This window comes from Paenibacillus amylolyticus (assembly GCF_047302515.1).
GTDB classification, from domain to species: domain Bacteria; phylum Bacillota; class Bacilli; order Paenibacillales; family Paenibacillaceae; genus Paenibacillus; species Paenibacillus amylolyticus_G.
On sequence record NZ_CP168019.1, the window covers coordinates 274,185 to 293,366 of the forward strand.

General features: G+C 47.0%; 22 protein-coding genes. 20 read left to right on the forward strand and 2 right to left on the reverse strand.

All coding sequences use genetic code 11. The annotated features are described in order from the left end of the window. The first annotated feature begins 1 nt into the window (after position 1). From cntE (ACDJ59_RS01260) to ACDJ59_RS01290, 7 genes are all read left to right on the forward strand, one after another. Positions 2–1,195, forward strand: a complete 1,194-nt coding sequence (cntE, locus tag ACDJ59_RS01260) for a staphylopine family metallophore export MFS transporter CntE (protein ID WP_413407364.1) — start codon at positions 2–4, stop codon at positions 1,193–1,195. A gap of 41 nt (positions 1,196–1,236) precedes the next feature. Further along, positions 1,237–2,457 (forward strand): staphylopine family metallophore export MFS transporter CntE, encoded by a 1,221-nt coding sequence (cntE, locus tag ACDJ59_RS01265; RefSeq protein WP_413407365.1) that lies wholly within the window; start codon positions 1,237–1,239, stop codon positions 2,455–2,457. A gap of 574 nt (positions 2,458–3,031) precedes the next feature. Beyond that, positions 3,032–4,228 carry a GTP-binding protein gene (locus tag ACDJ59_RS01270; RefSeq protein ID WP_413407366.1) on the forward strand — a complete coding sequence of 399 codons (1,197 nt, stop codon included), beginning with the start codon at positions 3,032–3,034 and terminating at the stop codon, positions 4,226–4,228. 280 nt (positions 4,229–4,508) lie between these two features. Further along, on the forward strand, positions 4,509–4,778 hold the full coding sequence (gene rpsN, locus ACDJ59_RS01275; protein ID WP_413407367.1) for a 30S ribosomal protein S14: 270 nt from the start codon (positions 4,509–4,511) through the stop codon (positions 4,776–4,778). Positions 4,779–4,893: 115 nt separating this feature from the next. Further along, the gene (locus ACDJ59_RS01280) at positions 4,894–5,268 is read left to right on the forward strand and encodes a DUF3024 domain-containing protein (RefSeq protein WP_413407368.1); all 375 of its coding nucleotides are present in this window, start codon (positions 4,894–4,896) and stop codon (positions 5,266–5,268) included. A gap of 238 nt (positions 5,269–5,506) precedes the next feature. Beyond that, on the forward strand, positions 5,507–5,983 hold the full coding sequence (locus tag ACDJ59_RS01285) for a DUF2975 domain-containing protein (protein ID WP_413407369.1): 477 nt from the start codon (positions 5,507–5,509) through the stop codon (positions 5,981–5,983). A 9-nt stretch (positions 5,984–5,992) separates the two neighbouring features. Continuing rightward, positions 5,993–6,226, forward strand: coding sequence for a helix-turn-helix domain-containing protein (locus tag ACDJ59_RS01290; RefSeq protein WP_145325182.1), 234 nt, complete (start codon positions 5,993–5,995; stop codon positions 6,224–6,226). Positions 6,227–6,305: 79 nt separating this feature from the next. Here ACDJ59_RS01290 and ACDJ59_RS01295 read toward each other — a convergent pair whose 3' ends face one another. Next, the gene (locus ACDJ59_RS01295) at positions 6,306–7,157 is read right to left on the reverse strand and encodes an AraC family transcriptional regulator (RefSeq protein ID WP_413407370.1); all 852 of its coding nucleotides are present in this window, start codon (positions 7,155–7,157) and stop codon (positions 6,306–6,308) included. A 181-nt stretch (positions 7,158–7,338) separates the two neighbouring features. Between ACDJ59_RS01295 and ACDJ59_RS01300 the strand changes: the two genes are divergently transcribed. Then, positions 7,339–9,411 (forward strand): beta-galactosidase, encoded by a 2,073-nt coding sequence (locus ACDJ59_RS01300; protein ID WP_413407372.1) that lies wholly within the window; start codon positions 7,339–7,341, stop codon positions 9,409–9,411. A gap of 144 nt (positions 9,412–9,555) precedes the next feature. On the opposite strand, the gene ACDJ59_RS01305 is transcribed toward ACDJ59_RS01300, so the two are convergent. After that, a complete protein-coding gene (locus tag ACDJ59_RS01305; protein WP_413407373.1) occupies positions 9,556–10,599 on the reverse strand; it encodes a substrate-binding domain-containing protein in 1,044 nt (347 codons plus the stop codon). 237 nt (positions 10,600–10,836) lie between these two features. Here ACDJ59_RS01305 and modA point away from each other — a divergent pair, with 237 nt between their 5' ends. The 12 genes from modA (at position 10,837) to ACDJ59_RS01365 (ending at position 19,129) form a co-directional block, all read left to right on the forward strand. Continuing rightward, positions 10,837–11,709 carry a molybdate ABC transporter substrate-binding protein gene (gene modA / locus ACDJ59_RS01310; protein ID WP_413407374.1) on the forward strand — a complete coding sequence of 291 codons (873 nt, stop codon included), beginning with the start codon at positions 10,837–10,839 and terminating at the stop codon, positions 11,707–11,709. Next, a complete protein-coding gene (modB, locus tag ACDJ59_RS01315; RefSeq protein ID WP_413407375.1) occupies positions 11,706–12,392 on the forward strand; it encodes a molybdate ABC transporter permease subunit in 687 nt (228 codons plus the stop codon). The genes modA and modB overlap by 4 nt, the downstream gene beginning before the upstream one ends. Positions 12,393–12,665: 273 nt before the next feature. Beyond that, entirely contained in the window at positions 12,666–12,998 is a 333-nt protein-coding gene (locus ACDJ59_RS01320; protein WP_017692504.1) for a hypothetical protein, read from the forward strand. A 298-nt stretch (positions 12,999–13,296) separates the two neighbouring features. Further along, positions 13,297–14,136 (forward strand): transporter substrate-binding domain-containing protein, encoded by an 840-nt coding sequence (locus ACDJ59_RS01325; RefSeq protein WP_413407376.1) that lies wholly within the window; start codon positions 13,297–13,299, stop codon positions 14,134–14,136. Between the two features lie 23 nt (positions 14,137–14,159). Then, entirely contained in the window at positions 14,160–14,903 is a 744-nt protein-coding gene (locus ACDJ59_RS01330; protein WP_036673451.1) for an amino acid ABC transporter permease, read from the forward strand. A 5-nt stretch (positions 14,904–14,908) separates the two neighbouring features. Further along, complete coding sequence (locus ACDJ59_RS01335; protein ID WP_036673453.1) at positions 14,909–15,619, forward strand: amino acid ABC transporter permease; 711 nt, start codon at positions 14,909–14,911, stop codon at positions 15,617–15,619. After that, positions 15,616–16,368, forward strand: coding sequence for an amino acid ABC transporter ATP-binding protein (locus ACDJ59_RS01340; protein ID WP_413407377.1), 753 nt, complete (start codon positions 15,616–15,618; stop codon positions 16,366–16,368). The genes ACDJ59_RS01335 and ACDJ59_RS01340 overlap by 4 nt, the downstream gene beginning before the upstream one ends. Before the next feature lie 121 nt (positions 16,369–16,489). After that, a complete protein-coding gene (locus ACDJ59_RS01345; RefSeq protein ID WP_017692509.1) occupies positions 16,490–16,777 on the forward strand; it encodes a hypothetical protein in 288 nt (95 codons plus the stop codon). Positions 16,778–16,800: 23 nt separating this feature from the next. Then, on the forward strand, positions 16,801–17,142 hold the full coding sequence (locus tag ACDJ59_RS01350; RefSeq protein WP_017692510.1) for a hypothetical protein: 342 nt from the start codon (positions 16,801–16,803) through the stop codon (positions 17,140–17,142). Beyond that, positions 17,139–17,438, forward strand: a complete 300-nt coding sequence (locus ACDJ59_RS01355) for a hypothetical protein (protein ID WP_017692511.1) — start codon at positions 17,139–17,141, stop codon at positions 17,436–17,438. The genes ACDJ59_RS01350 and ACDJ59_RS01355 overlap by 4 nt, the downstream gene beginning before the upstream one ends. Position 17,439: 1 nt before the next feature. Then, on the forward strand, positions 17,440–17,781 hold the full coding sequence (locus tag ACDJ59_RS01360) for a hypothetical protein (protein ID WP_051446920.1): 342 nt from the start codon (positions 17,440–17,442) through the stop codon (positions 17,779–17,781). A 253-nt stretch (positions 17,782–18,034) separates the two neighbouring features. Further along, positions 18,035–19,129 carry a glycosyltransferase gene (locus ACDJ59_RS01365; protein ID WP_307416261.1) on the forward strand — a complete coding sequence of 365 codons (1,095 nt, stop codon included), beginning with the start codon at positions 18,035–18,037 and terminating at the stop codon, positions 19,127–19,129. Positions 19,130–19,182 lie beyond the last annotated feature (53 nt).

Genomic DNA, 19,182 nt, shown 5'->3' on the forward strand with positions numbered 1-19,182 from the left:
TGTGAGTGGAGCGATGTCTTGGCCTTTTCTGCGCTTGTACATACTGGTTCTTCTATATTTCAGTGCCAATGCCATTCTTAACGTGATCATCCCATTACAAGGGGAGTCCTTGGGCGCGAGCGGTACAACGATCGGACTGATCATGGGCGCTTATATGTTCACAACGATGTTCTTCAGACCATGGGCAGGTCGGATTATTCAAAAGCACGGTCCGATCAAAATATTGCGTTTGATTCTGATCATCAATGGATTTGCGCTGATTCTATATACCTTTACGGGACTCGGCGGTTATTTGGTTGCTCGTATTTTGCAGGGGGTATCGACAGCGTTTTTCTCTATGGCTTTGCAGATTGGTATTATTGATGCACTTCCGGAGAAAGATCGGTCACAGGGCATTTCGTATTATTCGCTGTTCAGTTATATACCGGGGATCGTGGGGCCTGTTATCGCGTTAGGAATCTGGCAGACGGGAGGCATGGATTATTTTACAGTGGTTCTGATCGGCATTGCCGTCTGTACGGGCGTTTTCGGATATACCGCTAAAATGGAACCTAGCAAGGAGCAACCTGCTGTGAATCCATCGGAGCAGAATGTGAGCATGTGGGAATCCTTTGGTCAGTTGGTGAAGAATCCATATTTATTTCGTTGCAGTGTGTTAATGCTTGCTGCTTCGGTTGTATTTGGCGCGATTACCACCTTTATTCCGCTGTATGCGAGCCAAGTACCGAACGGGAATGCGGGCGTATATCTGATGCTTCAGGCAGGAACGGTGGTGCTGGCTCGAATTATGCTCCGAAAAAGAATTCCTTCCGATGGCAGTTGGCATTCTCCTTTCATCATGGGCACCATGTGTCTGCTTGCCGTAGCTGCGCAATGTGTCAGTTTTGCTGTGACAGGCGGGGTGGTCTTTTTCTATGTGGGTGCTGTATTCATGGGAATCGGTCAGGCGATCCTGTATCCGACACTCACGACCTATTTATCTTTTGTGTTGCCTAAACTGAACCGGAACGTCCTGATCGGGTTATTTATCGCGATGGCGGATCTGGGTATTTCTCTGGGTGGTGTGATTATGGGACCCCTCGCTGACTTCTCTTCCTATTCATTTATGTACATGATGTGTGCTATCCTAGGAGCGGTAATGATCGTTTTTGCCTATGAACGGCGTAGACCCGTGACAGGTACATCTGTGAGTTGACTGCCAGAAGAGAAAGTGGTGACGAACGTTTGAAGCCTTCGATGGATGCAACATCCAATGGGAAATTAAATCCGGTATCCTTTTCTTTTATCCGGTTTTATATGCTGGCCTTTTTATTTTTTGCGGCGAATTCAGCTTTGACGATTATTCTGCCTTTGCGAAGCGAAGCCGCCGGATTGAACCAGGCTGAGATTGGTCTGATGATGGGGGCATATATGTTCACCTGTATGCTCTTGAGACCTTTTGCAGCCCAATTGCTGGGTAAGTATGGGCCGCTTCGTGTGATGCAATGGCTATTGCTTCTGCATGCGGGCACGTTGCTGTTATTTGTTGTTTTCGGTGTGGAGACGTATCTGTGGTTGCGAGCCCTGCAAGGGGTGGCTACGGCCTTTTTCTCCATGACGATGCAGGCGGGTATTGTGGAAAAGCTGGAGGACAAAGACCGGGCACAAGGACTGTCCATGTACACCCTGTTTACGATGGTTCCTTCTCTGGTCATCCCGATCCTTGCCATACAAATCTGGGAAAATGCCAGTGATCTGGCGTTTACGCTGCTGATGATCGGACTGGCGGCGCTGCCACTTCTGATTGGATATAATGTGGATCTGCCGCGAAGTACCGTGCAGAACAAATTCTATACCTTGGGCGATATGTTTCGTTCATTCAGTGGTATCTGGCGCAGCACGCCACTGCTGATCAGCAGTGTGGTGATGTTGTTTGCGTCCTGCGTTTTTGGGGCAACAGCGACCTTCCTTCCCCTATATATGGTATCCACCGGAATGGCGAGTGCAGGCATATTTCTGACGATTCAGGGATTGGTTGTAATCCTGTGCAGGTTTATTTTGCGTAAAAAAATTCCGTCCGATGGTAGCTGGAATACCTGGCTGATGGCAGGGTTAATGCTGTGCGCAGCACTGGGAACCCAGTTACTCAGCCTGGTGGAGATCATCGGGCCATTGGTGTATCTCTCCGCGGTGTTCAGCGGTTTTGCCCTGGCACTGTTGTACCCGACATTAACCACATATCTGTCCTTTGTGCTGCCTGTGGATTCCAGATATGTACTCATGGGGATCTTCATGTCCTCGTATGATCTCGGATTCTCTCTGGGTGGACTGGCGATGGGGTTTATTGTACAGGTGAGTTCATATTCGACCATGTTTATGATCTGCACGTTGCTCTCTGTTGCAGCGACGATTCTGGTGTTGGTGTTCAGGCAACGGATGGAAGCGGGCAATAAGGCTAGATCTATGGTGTCTGTGTAAATTGAACTAAAGAACATTTACACGGATCACTCCAATGACAGAACAACCTTCCGATCGCTGTTATCCCCAGATTTTTTTGATTCCTTTTTATAAGGTTAAATCCGGGGATAGCGTATGCTTCCGATGTAGCTTTCTTGCAGAAAGCTTGTAGGCGAAGTGTATGCTTTCGAAGTAGCTTTCCTACAGAAAGCTTGTAGCTCCGCTTCTTCAGGTTCTTTCTGTCCTCTCCGTTTCGTGTAAATGTTCAGTTCAATCTATATAGCTTTGTTGAATATGTCGCGGTACAGGCGTAATTCTAATTTATATTGATATAGTCCGCTGTCTAGCCTATCCCGCATGTATTGCGAACATTTACAGAGGAGGTTTATGACTCACTTCTTGCCAAAACGTATCCTCAGGATGCCAAAGTGCAAGGGTCGGTCATCAGCCTTTTTTTATTTTTTTGCAGGTTGAAATCAAAAATAGTTTGACAATGACCGTGCAACAGGATTATAGTCATTGTTGTTAATCGTAATAATTACTATTAAAGTTCAGATTACACAGACTGCACATATAAGGTAAGGAGTAGATTTCTATGACACAAAAGCAAGTTCCGGTAACCGTACTGAGTGGTTACCTCGGTTCAGGGAAAACGACGGTTTTGAATCACGTGCTCAACAACAGACAGGGGCTTAAGGTTGCCGTAATCGTTAACGACATGAGTGAGGTCAATATTGATGCAGCGCTGGTCAAGGGGGAGGCAACCTTGTCTCGAACGGAAGAGAAGTTGGTGGAGCTGTCCAACGGCTGTATCTGCTGCACCTTGCGGGATGATCTGATGCAGGAGATTGAGAAGCTGGTGAACGAAGGCAAGTATGACTATATTTTGATCGAATCCACCGGCATCAGTGAACCTGTTCCAGTTGCACAGACCTTTACATACGCCGATGAGGAGTCGGGTATTGATCTAACTCGCCTGGCCCGATTGGATTGTCTGGTAACGGTGGTGGATGCCAATCGATTCTGGCATGATTTTGGATCAGAACAGAGTCTTCTGGATCGTAATCAGGCGACCGGAGATGAGGACACCCGTGACGTTGTAGACTTGTTGATTGATCAGATCGAAACCTGTGATGTGCTGCTGCTGAACAAATGTGATCTGGTCGATGAAACCGAGCTGAACAAGCTCGAAGGTATCATCCGCAAGTTACAGCCTAACGCCAAGATCATTCGGACCGAGAATGGACAGGTGAATCCGTCCGAGATTCTGAATACAGGGCGCTTTGACTTCGAGAAAGTGAGCATGTCCGCTGGGTGGATTCAGGAGCTGGAGAAGGAGTCGCATACACCGGAAACCGAGGAATATGGTATTGGTTCCTTTGTCTATCGCCGGAGAAAGCCGTTCCATCCTTCCCGTCTGGCTGAGTTCATGAGTTACTGGCCGGAAGAAGTGGTACGTGCCAAAGGCTTAGTGTGGCTTGCGGCTGAAGGGGATGTTGCTGCAAGCCTCAGTCAGGCAGGGCCATCCATTCAGTTCGGTCCTGCGGGACATTGGGTCGCGGCGTTGCCGGAAGCGGACAAAGAAGAGATTTTACGTAACGAACCGGATGTTCTGGAGAAATGGGATGTCCAGTGGGGAGATCGTCAGACGGAACTTGTCATGATTGGGATCGAAATGGAGCGTGCGAGCATTGAAGATGAGCTGGACCAGTGCCTGCTCAGTGATGAAGAAATGCTGGCTGACTGGGGCCATTTCGATAATCCACTGCCATGGCCTGTGGAAGCCGTGTAACTCGGAAGATGATGTTTTGCATTGGGAGTAGCGCTGTATAAGCACATTTATATAAATTGAAATAAACATTTACACAAAACGGAGAGGACAGAAAGAACCTGAAGAAGCGGAGCGTTCGCCTTTATCCCCGGATTTACCCTTTGTAAAAGGAATCAAAAAAATCTGGGGATAACAGCGATCGGAAGGTTGTTCTGTCATCGGAGTGTGCAGTGTAAATATTCTTTAGTTCAATTTATATAGATAAATAAACATAAATTCTATCAATAAGGAGCTGTAATTCATGGCTAAAAAATCAAAAGTGGTACGTGAGAAGCAACGTCAGGCGATCGTGGCAAAATATGCGGACCTACGCCGGGAATTGAAGGAAAAAGGGGATTACGAAGCATTGCAGAAATTGCCGCGTAATTCATCTCCGACCAGACTAAAAAACCGTTGTGAAGTGACAGGTCGGCCGCGGGGTTATCTACGCAAGTTCAAGGTATCTCGAATTAAGTTCAGAGAACTGGCTCATCAAGGTCATATTCCTGGTGTAACAAAATCCAGCTGGTAAAATGATCAAGGGATGTAGCTGACCCCCATTGCATGAAGGCAGGTTGTTGTGTGCTTGGAGCTGCATGTGGTGTGTAGAACAGAGGTGGTATTTTGCTGAAAGGATGTGCATCTTCATGCTGGACTCGTTTACGTTACGAAGAATTCAGTCCGTAATGAACGGATATATTCACGAGAAGGTTCCTGCGCCACTACGTACGATGGTGAAGTTGACATATGAGTTGAATAATAATGAATTGATCCTGACCGAAGAAAGACCCGCCGAGGAACGGTATCAATGGGATAAGATGCATATTGCCCGATTTTACTGGGAAGAAAATCAGTGGAAAGTGTATGCCAGAGATGAACAGAGCAGCTGGAATCCGGTAGATGTTATTACACCTTGTTCCGATTTTGAGAATGTGCTCGAGCAGGTGGAACGGGATGAGGCGGGCTGTTCTGGCGTACGTGAGCGAGATCGGTTAAGAGTACATTTCATTCGTGAAAATTAATGTTAATTCAGACAAATATGGCGTATATGCAACCGAGTTCGAGCTAGCGACATCAGTGGCTAGCATCGGGCTTTTTTTATGTCCAAGAATCACTGAAGCAAAGAGGGGGGCGATCTTTTAGTTAGCCATCCTTAGTGGGAAAAAGAATAAATAAAACCTGTTTCACAATAAAAATTTATTGTAAAACGATAAATATTATGATAAATTCATATCACTTAAAACAAGTGAGGTGCTTTTTGTGAAGCGAGGTACAACCATCTTTTTAAAATTAGCTGTATTGCTTATTGGTGTTCCCATTCTTGCCTTATGTATATTCGGCATACCCTGGTTAGCGAACAATCCGGTGAATCCGAATTATGCAGGTGCACTATACCCCATAGTGATTATTATGTATGTGTCCGTTATTCCATTTATTGTTGCACTGTACCAAGCATTCCGTTTGCTGAGCTACATCGACAAAAATGAAGCGTTCTCTCTAATGTCAGTGAAATCCTTAAAAACAATAAAATATTGTGCTATTGTAATCAGTAGTCTCTATTTTGTGATGTTGCCATTTGTTTATGTTGTCGCAGAGAAAGATGATGCCCCAGGCCTCATTATAATGGGAATGGTTCCTGTTTTTGCTTCATTGGTCATCGCAGTGTTTTCTGCTGTGCTCCAAAGATTGTTACAGGAAGCGATTGATATCAAATCAGAAAATGACCTAGTGGTCTGAGGTGAATATATGGCCATTATAATCAATATTGATGTGATGTTGGCAAAGCGGAAAATGACGGTTACCGAGCTTGCAGAGAGAGTTGAGATCACAATCGCCAATATTTCCATATTAAAAACAGGAAAAGCAAAAGCGATCCGTTTATCCACTCTGGATGCCATCTGTAAAGCACTGGATTGTCAGCCTGGAGATATATTGGAATATAAGGCTGATGAGGACGAAGATACAAATGAGCATATATGAAAAATGAGCAAGGAAGACTCTGCATGTTGTATGCAGAGTCTTCTTTTACGTCAGCTTGATCAAGAAATACGTGCCGTGCCTATAACGAATGATTGTGCATCATTCGAAATTGCATAGGCGTTACGTTTTCCTGGGTTTTGAAACATCGGATGAAATAGCTTGACTGTGAAAATCCCGTTTCCAGCGTAATTTGCTTAATGGAAAGGTTGGTTGTTGCGAGCAGCTGTTTTGAATGTAATAACCTGGATTCCAAGAGGAATTCTGGGAAAGAGATTCCAAACGTCTGACTGAACTTTCGGCTAAAGTATGTTGTACTGTATCCGGCAATCCCGGCAGCGTGGTCTAGTGTAATGTGCTCGTTACTATGGGAACGAATATAATTCCCTGCTTCTCGAATTCGCTCTGAAGTGTGATTTAACGAAACATTGATTTGGCTCGCTGCGGATTGCAATCGGGTCAGAAGTTCATAGAGTGTTGCTGCCACACTGTGCTCGTCCTCCACCTGATAGCCTCTGCCTAGCTCCAGCAATCGATCCATGAGCGCGGTAACCACCGGGAAGTTGGAACATTGAAAGAGCCAAGGCTCGTCAACGCCTTTTCCATTTAACAGTTCCTCGAGACGAATTCCGTAAAAATGAATCCAACGAATACTCCAAGGATCATCCAAATCTGAGTAGTAGGTTTGTCTGAGACCGGGACCATAGAGGAATCCCTGCCCACGCGTTAGCTCATAACGAGTGGTTCCCGTATCCAGGAATCCTTTACCTTCCAGGACAAGGTGCAAATTGTAGCATTGATCCAAATTAATTTCTTTGGTTCGATATTCCCGATTCACATGATGCTTCGGAAAATCACTGTACCCTCCAATAAAATCGGGAAAACATACATGTCTGGGGAAAACCGGCTTGGGGAGAAAGATGTGTTCTTTCACGTGCATCCTCCATTTAAACGCAATATTTTTATGTAGTGAACTGAAATGGATTCATCCCACTGTTATTTGAATCTTGGACAATGACAATATTTTATTATAAGTCGCATAATCTTGTCATTTATTATATGTGAAGGTTCCAATAGAATGGAGGCAATATGGCAGGTTAAGGGGGCAATTAAAGGTGGCAAAATCAATCCAAATGGATGAATTGAAAATGGGGGTCTGTTATTACCCTGAGCACTGGTCGGAAGCGTTGTGGGAGGACGATTTCCGTAGAATGAAAGAGATGAATATCACAGTTATTCGAATGGCTGAATTTGCATGGTCCATCTTTGAGCCGGAAGAAGACCAGTTTGATTTTAGTTTTTTCCAGAAGGCACTGGATCTGGCGCATCAATACGGTTTAAGTGTTATTTTGGGAACACCTACTGCAACTCCACCAGCGTGGTTAACATCCAAATATCCTGAAGTATTAAACGCAAATAAAGACGGGGTGTTGTATCAACACGGCATGCGGCGTCATACCAACTACAGCAGCCCAATCTTCAGACAGCAATGTGACAAAATCGTGCGCAATATGGTGATTGCCTATAAAGATCATCCGGCTCTTATTGGATGGCAGATCGATAACGAATTCAATTGTCATATGGATGTTTTCTATGCTGAGGCTGACCATGTCGCCTTCCGTGAATGGTTAAAGGATCGTTATGAATCGTTGGAGAATCTGAATCAGGCTTGGGGAACCATTTTTTGGAGTCAGACCTATACGGATTGGGAGCAAGTTCACCTTACCCGAAATATGGTCAGCCAATCGCCGAATCCTCACCTAGCATTAGATGAAAAGAGATTCATCTCAGCTAATACCATTTCATTTGCCAAGCTTCAGGTGGACATCATTCGGGAACTGGATCCGAAACATTGGATCACAACAAATGGTACGTTTGGACACTTGGATAATCATGAAATGACAGAAGACCTGTTGGATTTCTTTTCCTATGATTCGTATCCGCAGTTTGCCACGATCTTTCCAGGGACAGACGGTAACTCATTACAAGATCGGGCCTGGAGCATGAAACTGTCGAACGTACGCAATATGTCACCGAACTTCTGCGTCATGGAACAACAGTCTGGACCAGGAGGTTGGGTTGATAGTATCGGTATGGGTACGCCAAGACCGGGACAGATCCGATTATGGTCGTATCAATCTGTTCTTCACGGAACAGATCTGCTCGTCTACTTCCGCTGGCGGACAGCAACATTTGGCACCGAGATGTACTGGCATGGCATCAATGATTACCATAATCAACCCAACAGAAGGGTACGCGAGGTTGCACAAGTAGGGGAAGAGTTTGCCAAGATCGGGCGTGTTATTGCGGGTACTACATATCAAGCCGATGTTGCGATCCTACAGGACTACGATAACATCTGGGACGGAGAGTTGGATGAGTGGCACGGTCCGCTTCAGCAACAGAGTGTACGCTCCTGGTATAAGCAGCTCCAGTATCGTCATATTCCGACGGACATGGTTACACTGCAACCAACGACAACACTGGAAGAGTTATCCGAGTATAAGGTGATCATCTATGCTCACCCGGCCATCATGACAGACGAGACAGCAGAACTTCTGCAAGCCTATGTCAGTCAAGGAGGCACGCTGTTTTTCGGTGCTCGGACCGGATATAAGGATATCAAGGGGCATTGTTACATGAGACCGTTCCCTGGGGCTGTCGCTGAGTTGTGTGGTGTAACCGTAGAGGACTTTACCTTAATCAAAGGAACCGTTCCAGCAGCCAAATTGCAATGGAGTGGGGCGAGCGAGCGACTTCAGGAGGGAACGTCAACGGCCGGATTTAACGAAGTTCTTCATGTGGAGCATGCTGACGTACAGGTTGTGGCCGAGTATGCATCCGAATATTATTCAGGTAGTCCTGCATTGACCAAACGTACGGTAGGTCAGGGGCAAGTATGGTATTATGGAGCGGCTTACAATGAACCGGTCGTAGACGCTCTCCTGGATGAAATAGGGCTATCTTCACCTGTGGGTGACCTGGTAGAGGTACCGTCCGAAGTTGAGCTTGGTATCCGTTCCGGTAAGGATAAAGCTTATGTCTTTTTACTCAACTACTCGGATCAACAAGTACCTATTAAGCTTAAGAAACAAGCAAAAGAGTTACTGTCAGGTACAACACTTCAGAATGAGATCAACATGCCCGCGTATGGTGTATTCATTTTTGAGATCGATTTGCCACATTAAGAAATTCATTCATCCATATCATGCGTTATATATAGAAAGAAACACCAAAAACGCCTTGCAGCCATTGCAAGGCGTTTTGTAAATGCATGGTGTAATGTGTAATACACGTTGAGCATGGGCTGTTATTGTCTACATTTCGTATACCTATGCTTCGTACAAAATTTCACCTGTCCGGGATACATCATATCCCTCGAATGATTGCAGTTCCTGCCTGAACTCCTGCGATTGGAGAATCCGCAGGACAGATCCTGTCCAGGCTTCATTACCTTGCTTCCTCAGCATGACCAGATCATAACGTTCCTGAGTGAGCGGGATAAAATCAACCTGTCCCACAAGTCGCGCAGCCTTCTCAATGCCAACTCCGACATCGGCTTCACCCGAACTGACTTTGGCAGCCACGCCCATGTGACTGGTTTCCTCGGTTTCATATCCGATCAGACCTGCAGCAGGAATTCCATGCAGCCGAAGTTGCTCATCCAGCAATACTCGCGCGCCAGAACCTATCTCCCGGTTAGCGAGTCGAAGTTCAGGCTTGCTCAGATCGGTCCAATTCTGTAAGTTCTGCGGATTGCCACGCTGTACATACAGTCCGGCAGGGCGTGACAGCAGGTTCACCACAACATAGGACCGTCCTGTCAGAATTTTGCGAATATACGGCAGATTATACTCACCGGTATCTCCGTCGAGCAGATGGGTGCTGACCAAATCGGACTCACCGCGATACATCGAGATAAGCCCATCCAGACTACCCATGAACGAGCGTAGCGGACGAATGTCCCGAGTTTGTTTTTCCATATGGCGCATTAGAATATCCAGACTGACATCCTGACCTGTTATGACCAGATGCCGTGGTACAGCAGTCATTGCATGAGCAGAACTCGCTGGAGTAATCGCATGCGCAGACCCAACGGGTGTAGTCGATAGTAAGGAAGTTGCCTGAAAATCACCCTGACCTGGCTGAGTCCCTGATGCCGAGGTCTGATGAGGAGTCGGGATACGTTGACCTGAGGACTGAAGTTGCTTGGATCGACGTTTATATGCCTCCAGATCGGTAGCATCAATCCGCATTTGTTTGCCCACACGGTATGCGACAAGGTCTCCTTTTTTGATTAGGTCATAGACCGTCAGTTTCGATATTTTGAGCAGCTTGGATATTTCTTCGGTTGTGTAGGATTGCTCCTCCGTCATAAGTGAAGATCCTCCTTCAAAGGTATAGAGCAATTATGGTTTTGTTATGAATGTTTCTTGTACTATATCATTAATTGAGGGATGCCATAAACCTGAGAACAAGCAATAAACGCATAGGACAGATAACAAAAATCAAATGTGATCTTAATCACCTTCCCATTTTTTTTGTCTTGTGTATAATTAGATATAATCAATTATAACTAGTTATAGCTAAAGATAACGTTGGGGGAGAAATGAATGAGAAAGAAAATCGGATATGTGTTGGGAAGTATGTCACTGGGACTGGCTCTTGTATTGGCTGGTTGTGGCGCAAACACGGGCACTACGGATACATCTACGGGTGCAGAACAAACGACCTCAACGCCAGCGGCATCAGGTGAAACTTCATCAGCAGGAAATACCGATCCGCAGGAAACGGTAGATCTGACAATCTCTGCGGCGGCCAGTCTGACCGATGCGATGAAAGAGATTGAAACCAATTATGAGCTAGCTAATCCTTATATAGAACTTAATTTCAACTTCGGTGCCTCAGGTGCCTTGCAACAGCAGATTGAACAGGGTGCACCGGCTGATATCTTTGTATCGGCGGCAACGAAAAATATGAATGCGCTGGTAGACGAGAACCTGATTGCATCGGGCGATCAGAAGAATCTGCTACAGAATTCACTGGTGGCGATTGTGCCAGCAGATGGTACCAATACAGTGGCCAGCGAAACGGATCTCACCAGCGATTCCATCAAGACGGTAGCGATTGGAATTCCGGAAAGTGTGCCTGCGGGAACCTACGCCAAGGAAGCTCTGACGAATGCTAAGCTATGGGATGAACTGGAAAGCAAGCTTGTGCAGGGGAAAGATGTTAGACAGGTTCTTCAGTATGTAGAGACGGGTAATGCAGATGCAGGATTTGTATATAAAACGGATGCTCTTACTTCGGATCAGGTGAAAATTGCGTTTGAGGTGGACAAGAACAGCTATACACCCGCCAATTATCCAATAGGCATTATTGAAGGAACCAAACACCGTACAGAGGCCGAACAATTCTATGCGTATTTACAAACCCCTGAAGTGCTCGATATCTTCGCGAAATACGGATTCACAATTCCGAAATGAATGTGAACGCCATAGACTGGTCCGTATTCTGGTCACCGGTGCGCTTATCACTTCAGGTTGCGCTGTTATCCAGCGTGGTGGCCACTGTGCTCGGAATTGCAATAGCCTGGAAGATGTCACGTTCTTCATTTCGGGGAAAGATTTTGCTGGAAACGGCATTTATGCTGCCGCTAGTCCTTCCCCCGACGGTGGTTGGATTTCTGTTACTTGTCATACTTGGGCGTAAAAGTCTGTTTGGACAATGGATTGAAACCATATTCTCCGCACCGGTTATTTTCACCTGGTGGGCTGCGGTGATTGCTTCGGTGGTGGTTGCTTTTCCACTGGTGTATCAGACAATGAAATCGGGATTCAGCGGTGTGGATCGTGATCTGGAAGATGCGGGCCGTTCGATTGGGGCGAATGAGTGGCAAGTCTTTCGTTACATTTCCTTGCCGCTCGCAGGCAGAGCATTGATGACCGCCTTCATCCTGGGCTTTGCCCGGGCACTCGGCGAATTTGGTGCGACACTGATGATTGCAGGCAATATTCCGGGCAAAACACAAACGGTACCCACGGCAATCTATGTCGCTGTAGATTCGGGCAATCAGACCATGGCTTGGGCGTGGACTGTTTCCATTATTATCATCTCATTTCTCATGTTACTGATGACGAGACAGCAGCGAGATGGAAAAAATGACTGATTTGATATGTGTTAATATTATATATAAAATGATTAAAAACCCGTTTTGAGGAAAGAACTTTTTTCCTTAACGAGGGTTTTCATTACCAATTTCATATGTACCAATATCAATATCCTGCCAAATTGGTCTTAATGGAAATGTAAAGCTGTTTTAACATAAAAAAATAAAAATTTTCCCGAAATTTAATCGTTCAGCACTCGCTTTCAGTGGGCTTGATCCTGTAAGATAGAAGTAATGGATTCCAGCCAAGTACTGAAATAAGGAGAGACGACGATGAACACTAAATCTGATTGCGGCGTTTCGTTGCAAATTGATGACTATCTGGATCTTTTGCATTTTGCCATCCAAATTCAGGATCAGGAATGGCAACAATCCCTTATCCGCCAACTCAAAATATTTCAGACGGCGACGGAGCAGCAACGCACACCTGAAGAGGAATTATGGACACGGTTTGATTACATTAACAGCAAACTGACAGGTCTGTGCCACCAGATTCATGCCGCTCATTCCATGGACGAACGCAAGAAGTTCGAGGAACGGATCGGTCTCTTACAATTACAGCGAGTGGAAGTTGCACGTAAAATTAAATGGGCGAGTCGCAGATAGATGAGTAGTGTATACACCAAGTGATGCACCGCCAAAATGGTATAATCAGTGAGAGTCATATAAGAAGAAGCCATCCGCCAATCGATATGGGGGATGGCTTCTTCTTGTACTATAGAGAAGTCCTATAACCATATCAGGATGTCCTATTAGTTTAGTTATTGCCCAAAGATGACTTGTAATGATATTCTTTGTTCAACCTAATTCCGACTATACAAGTAAGAATGGTTTGTTAATAAGGTAGAGGAATGGGAGTACACATCATATTCGCTGTGATAACAGCCTGTGGAGGAGATTGGGAATGGTTAAAAAACGGGGGATTCAAAAATTCCGGACAGCACTGCTGTTCATTACAATGCTGGCGGTACTGGCTGGATGCAGCACAGGAACTGCAAGCAATGATTCAGAATCTGCTTCGGCAGCAGGCGACACCAAAGTGAAAAAGATCATTGTAGGAACAGGTACACAGTTCCCAAATGTCTGCTTCATTGATGAGAATGGCAAGTTAACAGGTTATGATGTGGAACTGATCCGGGAGATCGACAAACGTTTGCCTGAGTATGAATTTGAATTCAGCACCATGGATTTCAAAAACCTGCTGCTGAGTCTGGAAACGAAAAAAATTGACCTGATCGCTCACCAGATGGAAGTGAATGATGAGAGACAGGCCAAGTTCCTGTTTAATGATGAAGCCTATAATATTTTTCCAAATAAAATTGTCGTAAGTCAGAAAAATGAGGAAGTAAAATCGATTGAGGATCTAAAAGGGAAAAAACTGATTGTTGGTGCTACAAGTAATGCGGCTGTACTTGCTGAGAAATGGAATGCAGCGAACGGCACCGGGATTGATATCGTTTATTCCGGAGCGGGTGAGGATACCATTACCCAGATCAAAACAGGCCGGGTGGATGCCACCATCAGCACGCAGTTTGCCATTGATTATCAGAATAAGGCGGTTGATGCTCAGTTGAAAACGGTAGGAGATGCCCTCTCCAACTCCAAAGTGTACTTCATTCTGAACAAAGATGAGCAGGAGCTCAAAACCAAAGTGGACGAAGCACTCAAAGCGATCAAAGAAGATGGAACGTTAGGCAAACTGAGCACAGAGTGGCTTGGAGCTGACTATACGGTTGAAGAGTAGTCTGAGAAAGGTGTGCAGCGGTAATGGGAAAATCATTTGATCTGTCATTGGTTCTGGATTTCATCCCGGAACTGCTACGATATTTGCATATAACACTGATTGTACTGGGTGGTTCCATCGTGCTCGGACTGGTGGGCGGCGTGCTTCTGGCCGTTCCCCGGCTGTATCGGATTCCAGTACTAAGCCAGTTGGCTACCCTGTACGTCTCATTCATGCGGGGCACACCGATCCTGATCAAATTGTTCTTGGTGTATTACGGACTTCCCGAGTTGCTCAAACCCATTGGCATCGACCTGTCGAGAACCGACCCATTGTTATTTGTCATTGTGACCTATGCGCTTAGTGATGCGGCATCCTTTGCCGAGATCTTTCGCGGAGCGGTGCGCAGTGTGGATAAAGGTCAGACGGAAGCAGCCTATGCTGCGGGTATGACCACATTCCAGTCTTTTCGGCGGATTGTTGTTCCGCAGGCACTGATTGTTGCTTTTCCGAACATGGCTAACACGTTAATCGGTTCATTAAAGGATACGTCTTTGGCCTTCTCCATTGGTGTCATGGATATGGTGGGCAGAGGGCAGACGTTAATTTCGGCTACATCGCATGCACTTGAAGTGTATATCAGTCTGTCTGTGGTCTATTATGTCATCGTTATTGTGCTTGAAAAAGGATTTGCCTTTGCAGAACGCAGACTCCAGCGTCATGAACGCAAGAGAGTTGTACACAAACCGGCAATTCGAGCCAAACGCCTGAAACGAATAGCGGGGTGAGCAATATGTCGATTGATCTCCAGTTTATCTATACATCTTTTTTTCAAATCCTGAAGGCATTGCCACTGACACTCGTCATTACGATTGTTCCGTTGATTGCAGGCTTCGGAATCGGTCTGGCTACAGCTCTGATCCGTATCTATCGCGTGCGGTGGATTCACCGCATTGCTGACTTCTACGTTTCATTCCTGCGTGGAACACCGATGCTGATGCATCTATTCCTCATCTATTACGGTATTCCGATGATTATCGATAAACTGGCGGAACGTTACGGTTGGGCTTTCCAATCCTCGTCGATTCCAATTCTCGTATTTGTACTGATTGCATTCTCGCTCACTGCAGGCGCCTATATGTCAGAGATTATCCGTTCAGGTATTCTTGCTGTGGATATCGGCCAGATGGAGGCGGCTCACGCTGTAGGTATGAGCACATTCCAGGCTTTAAGACGTATCATCATCCCTCAAGCGATTGGGGCTGTATTGCCTAACCTGTGCAGTATGTTTGTTGGGTTCCTGCATGGATCAACACTCGCTTTTACCGTGTCTCAGATGGACATCCTCGGTAAAGCGGATGTGGTGGCATCCGTCAGTCTGAAGTTTCTGGAGGCCTTTATCGCCGCAGCGTTTATCTACTGGGGGCTAACCATCATTGCCGAGCGGATCACTGCTCTGCTTGAGCGTCGGGTTGCCGTGTACAGCAAAGGAGGCGTGTCATGATTACACTAACAAACATACACAAAACTTTTGGCAAGCAGGAAGTATTGAAGGGAATTGATCTGACCGTGGAACAGGGCGATGTCGTAGCGATCCTTGGACCGAGCGGATCAGGTAAAACAACGCTGCTGCGTTGCGTCAATTTTCTGGAACGTGCCGATGAGGGCGAGGTTCAGATCAGTGGATTAACCGTTGATTGCAAGCATGCACGCAAACATGACATTGTACAGTTGAGACGAAAAACGGCGATGGTGTTCCAGCATTATAATCTGTTCAAACACAAGACAGTGCTGGATAACGTCACGGAAGGCTTAATTATTGCCCAGAAAATGTCCAAAGCCGATGCCCGCACGCGTGCCTTGGGCGTGCTTGAACAAGTCGGACTGTCTGCCAAAATCAATGAGTATCCAAGTATGTTGTCAGGTGGACAACAGCAACGGGTGGGCATCGCCAGAGCACTGGCACTGAATCCCGAAGTGATTTTGTTTGATGAACCGACCTCAGCGCTGGACCCCGAGCTTGTGGGAGAAGTGTTGTCTGTCATCCGCTCCATTGCTCAAGAGGGGATTACCATGATTGTAGTCACCCATGAAATGGGGTTTGCGCGTGAGGTGGCAAATCGGGTTGTTTTCATGGATGGAGGTTCCGTTGTGGAGGAAGGAACCCCGGAGGAGGTGTTTGTACGTCCCAAGCAGGAACGTACTCGCCAATTCCTCAGTCGATATTCTTCCGACTGGAGTTATGTCATCTGACGATATAGGCGCAAGCTGTAGTAACTGACGATCCCGGCCCGGCATATGCTGTAACAGGCAAATGCTGATAGGCCGGGTTTTTCTATGGGTGAAGCAGGCCGTGACGGTAAGGAGGAGGACCATGCAGAGCAAAATCGATGAAATCATCACACATATTGCACACTCTCACCAGCAGATCGCACGTGTGCTGGATGCCAAACGCCAAGTCGCTGTACGCATGTCTGAAATCATCAATCATTTGCCAGATATCGAACCGGAGTTGGATGGCGTTGACGGTCTGCTGGATAGCTCTGGGCAAATCAACAAAAGCATTATCTCTTACTTGGGGGGCCTTGCAGATCTGGAAGAGGCTGTAGCCGAAACGCTGACCCAAGTCATGCGGGAGATCGCGGTTCAAGAAGAAGAATAAGCCCGGAAGGCGGGTGAAGGAACATGAGTAGAGAACAGAGCCTCATTCTGATGCTGGACGCAGCAGCCAAAATGCAGTGGAATATTGCCCTGATCCTGGAGGCAAAAGCGATTGAGGCCGAGAAGGTACGGAACTGGACGCTGAATCATTTGAATGGGGATACCTTTCTGACGCATGGGGATCAGGTAGGCGAGCCGCTTAAAATGCATGATCAGCTGGTGGAATTGCTGGAAGGATTAACCCGGATGGAGACCGGACTGTGCAACAATCTCAAAGCGGTGATGGTACAGAACGATAGCGAAGATGGTGGCGGTATGGACGGTGGCATGTTTGGCGGCATGGATCTGGGAGACATGGGAAAATGAGTCTGATGCGGCGTGAGCAGGAAGCCAAACTGGCGCTCATTGAATCCATTGCACACAGTCAGCAGGCGCTGGCACGCATTCTGGACAGTGTAGCCAGTGTAACCGCTCATTCGGAAGTATCCGCCCGCAGTCTGGCCGAAAACATTCGTTTGCTGAGTCGCTATCAGGCAGAAATGTCTCGTATGGTTACGGGAATCAGGCTGGCCCGAATCCAGCATGGGGAGCCTGGTTTGCCGTGGCTCAAAGACCCCGGGTGTGCAATTCGTATCGTTCGGGACATACAGGAGGAATGTTGACATGTTAAAGAAAAAGAAAATACGACTGAGAACCAAAAGAGCTTTGTTAATCCGTGGAGCCCGTCTGCGCAAAATTCGCAAACTGCGTGCGCTCAGAGCCAAACGTGTTCTTCACAAACGCCCACTTAAAGGACGCAGTGCGTGGCTCAAAAAAAAGAAACGTGCGGTACGGCGGCACCGGAGTCCAAAGCCCGTACAACCAGTCGTCCCGGCTACCCCTACCGATCCGAACCCGGACGGTGCGTACAGCCAGGGATACAACGAGGCGTACAACGAGGGATTCAACGCGGGTTTCGCCAAGGGATTCGAGGACGGACATCAGCTGGCTTACAAAGCACAGTAACCGAGTAGATAGGATTATTCCTGCATGGAATGATACCTGTCCAACAGTTAGCCCGGGGGGGACAGATCCCTCCGGGCTATTTGCATCGCCACAAAAGCGGACATGCCCGTACAGGCGGATGTAGAGGGCAAACGCCAATTTTGCGCCTTGCAGGACACCCGTCCATGATGCATCTGACCCCGAGGCATATCCTTTAGAGGGAAGACCAATCTCGGGGAGAGTCTGGAAGTGAGATCTCCTGAAGGAAGACAGGGTGAAGAATGTGGCAAAACGAAAGCACCGTCCGCTGACCGAAGCGGAAACGGCTTACCGCGGCGGATATGCAGAAGGCCGCAGATTCGGCGGCTGTCAAGCCATGATGGAGCGGGTGCAGATGTTTGAACCGACCTTGCGTGACATGAAGGTGTTATATATCCCGCAAGGATTCGATGCCATCGATGAAGGTGTCACCTTGGCTCTGCAGCAATCTGTACGTGAATGCGTTGTTGGATCGCCAGCAGCGATGTTGCAGGAAGCCAGTCAGCATCGGCCCGATGTCGTGCTCGTCATGAATGGTCTGCATGTATTTCCCGCAGATCATGTGGAGCAGGTGAATGGCATACGTGCACTCGGTATCCGAACTGCCGTATGGTTTGTGGATGATCCGTATTTCACCGAAGATACAACGTCCCTTTGCCAGCACTATGATGTCGTGTTCACGCATGAAGAGGCCGCCGTACCCTTCTATCTGGGACATGGAGCGAACCAGGTCATCTATATGCCACTCGCGGTGAATCCAGGCATGTTTCAACCGCGGCGCGCCGCACCGCAGCATCAGCACGACATTTGTTTTATCGGTACCGGATTCTGGAACCGGATTGCTTTGTTCGACGAGCTGGCCCCTTTTCTTGCGGACAAAAAGGTATTCATTGCGGGTAGCCAGTGGAATCGGTTGGCACGCTTTGATGTACTAGGCCGTTTCATCCACGAAGGATGGATTGCTCCTGGAGAGACAGTAGATTATTACAATGGCGCCAAGATTGTCATTAACATTCACCGGACTTGCGAGAATGGGGAAGACAATCGCAATACACATCATCTTGAAGGTCACTCGATTAATCCACGCACGTATGAGATCAGCGCATGCGGCACAATGCAGATTACGGATGCACGTGCAGATTTACCCCGTTATTATAAGCCGGGATATGACATCGAGACGTTCACCAACGCAGCAGAACTTCAGCGCAAGATCCACTATTATCTGAAGCATGAAGAAGAACGACAGGCGATGGCGTGGCGTGGACTTCTCACCACGATGAACCAGCATACATTCACTCGTCGGATCGGTCAGTTGCTGGAACATTTGTAATCCCCGTCTGAAGTGCAGCATCAACAAGAACACTATCCCAAAAAATAAAGGAG

Bases quoted from the DNA above. Each gene is read 5' to 3' on its own strand.
- cntE (WP_413407365.1), top strand. From the start codon at position 1,237: ATGGATGCAACATCCAATGGGAAATTAAATCCGGTATCCTTTTCTTTT.
- ACDJ59_RS01270 (WP_413407366.1), top strand. From the start codon at position 3,032: ATGACACAAAAGCAAGTTCCGGTAACCGTACTGAGTGGTTACCTCGGT.
- rpsN (WP_413407367.1), top strand. From the start codon at position 4,509: ATGGCTAAAAAATCAAAAGTGGTACGTGAGAAGCAACGTCAGGCGATC.
- ACDJ59_RS01280 (WP_413407368.1), top strand. From the start codon at position 4,894: ATGCTGGACTCGTTTACGTTACGAAGAATTCAGTCCGTAATGAACGGA.
- ACDJ59_RS01290 (WP_145325182.1), top strand. From the start codon at position 5,993: ATGGCCATTATAATCAATATTGATGTGATGTTGGCAAAGCGGAAAATG.
- ACDJ59_RS01305 (WP_413407373.1), bottom strand. From the start codon at position 10,599: ATGACGGAGGAGCAATCCTACACAACCGAAGAAATATCCAAGCTGCTC.
- modA (WP_413407374.1), top strand. From the start codon at position 10,837: ATGAGAAAGAAAATCGGATATGTGTTGGGAAGTATGTCACTGGGACTG.
- modB (WP_413407375.1), top strand. From the start codon at position 11,706: ATGAATGTGAACGCCATAGACTGGTCCGTATTCTGGTCACCGGTGCGC.
- ACDJ59_RS01320 (WP_017692504.1), top strand. From the start codon at position 12,666: ATGAACACTAAATCTGATTGCGGCGTTTCGTTGCAAATTGATGACTAT.
- ACDJ59_RS01325 (WP_413407376.1), top strand. From the start codon at position 13,297: ATGGTTAAAAAACGGGGGATTCAAAAATTCCGGACAGCACTGCTGTTC.
- ACDJ59_RS01330 (WP_036673451.1), top strand. From the start codon at position 14,160: ATGGGAAAATCATTTGATCTGTCATTGGTTCTGGATTTCATCCCGGAA.
- ACDJ59_RS01335 (WP_036673453.1), top strand. From the start codon at position 14,909: ATGTCGATTGATCTCCAGTTTATCTATACATCTTTTTTTCAAATCCTG.
- ACDJ59_RS01340 (WP_413407377.1), top strand. From the start codon at position 15,616: ATGATTACACTAACAAACATACACAAAACTTTTGGCAAGCAGGAAGTA.
- ACDJ59_RS01345 (WP_017692509.1), top strand. From the start codon at position 16,490: ATGCAGAGCAAAATCGATGAAATCATCACACATATTGCACACTCTCAC.
- ACDJ59_RS01350 (WP_017692510.1), top strand. From the start codon at position 16,801: ATGAGTAGAGAACAGAGCCTCATTCTGATGCTGGACGCAGCAGCCAAA.
- ACDJ59_RS01355 (WP_017692511.1), top strand. From the start codon at position 17,139: ATGAGTCTGATGCGGCGTGAGCAGGAAGCCAAACTGGCGCTCATTGAA.
- ACDJ59_RS01360 (WP_051446920.1), top strand. From the start codon at position 17,440: ATGTTAAAGAAAAAGAAAATACGACTGAGAACCAAAAGAGCTTTGTTA.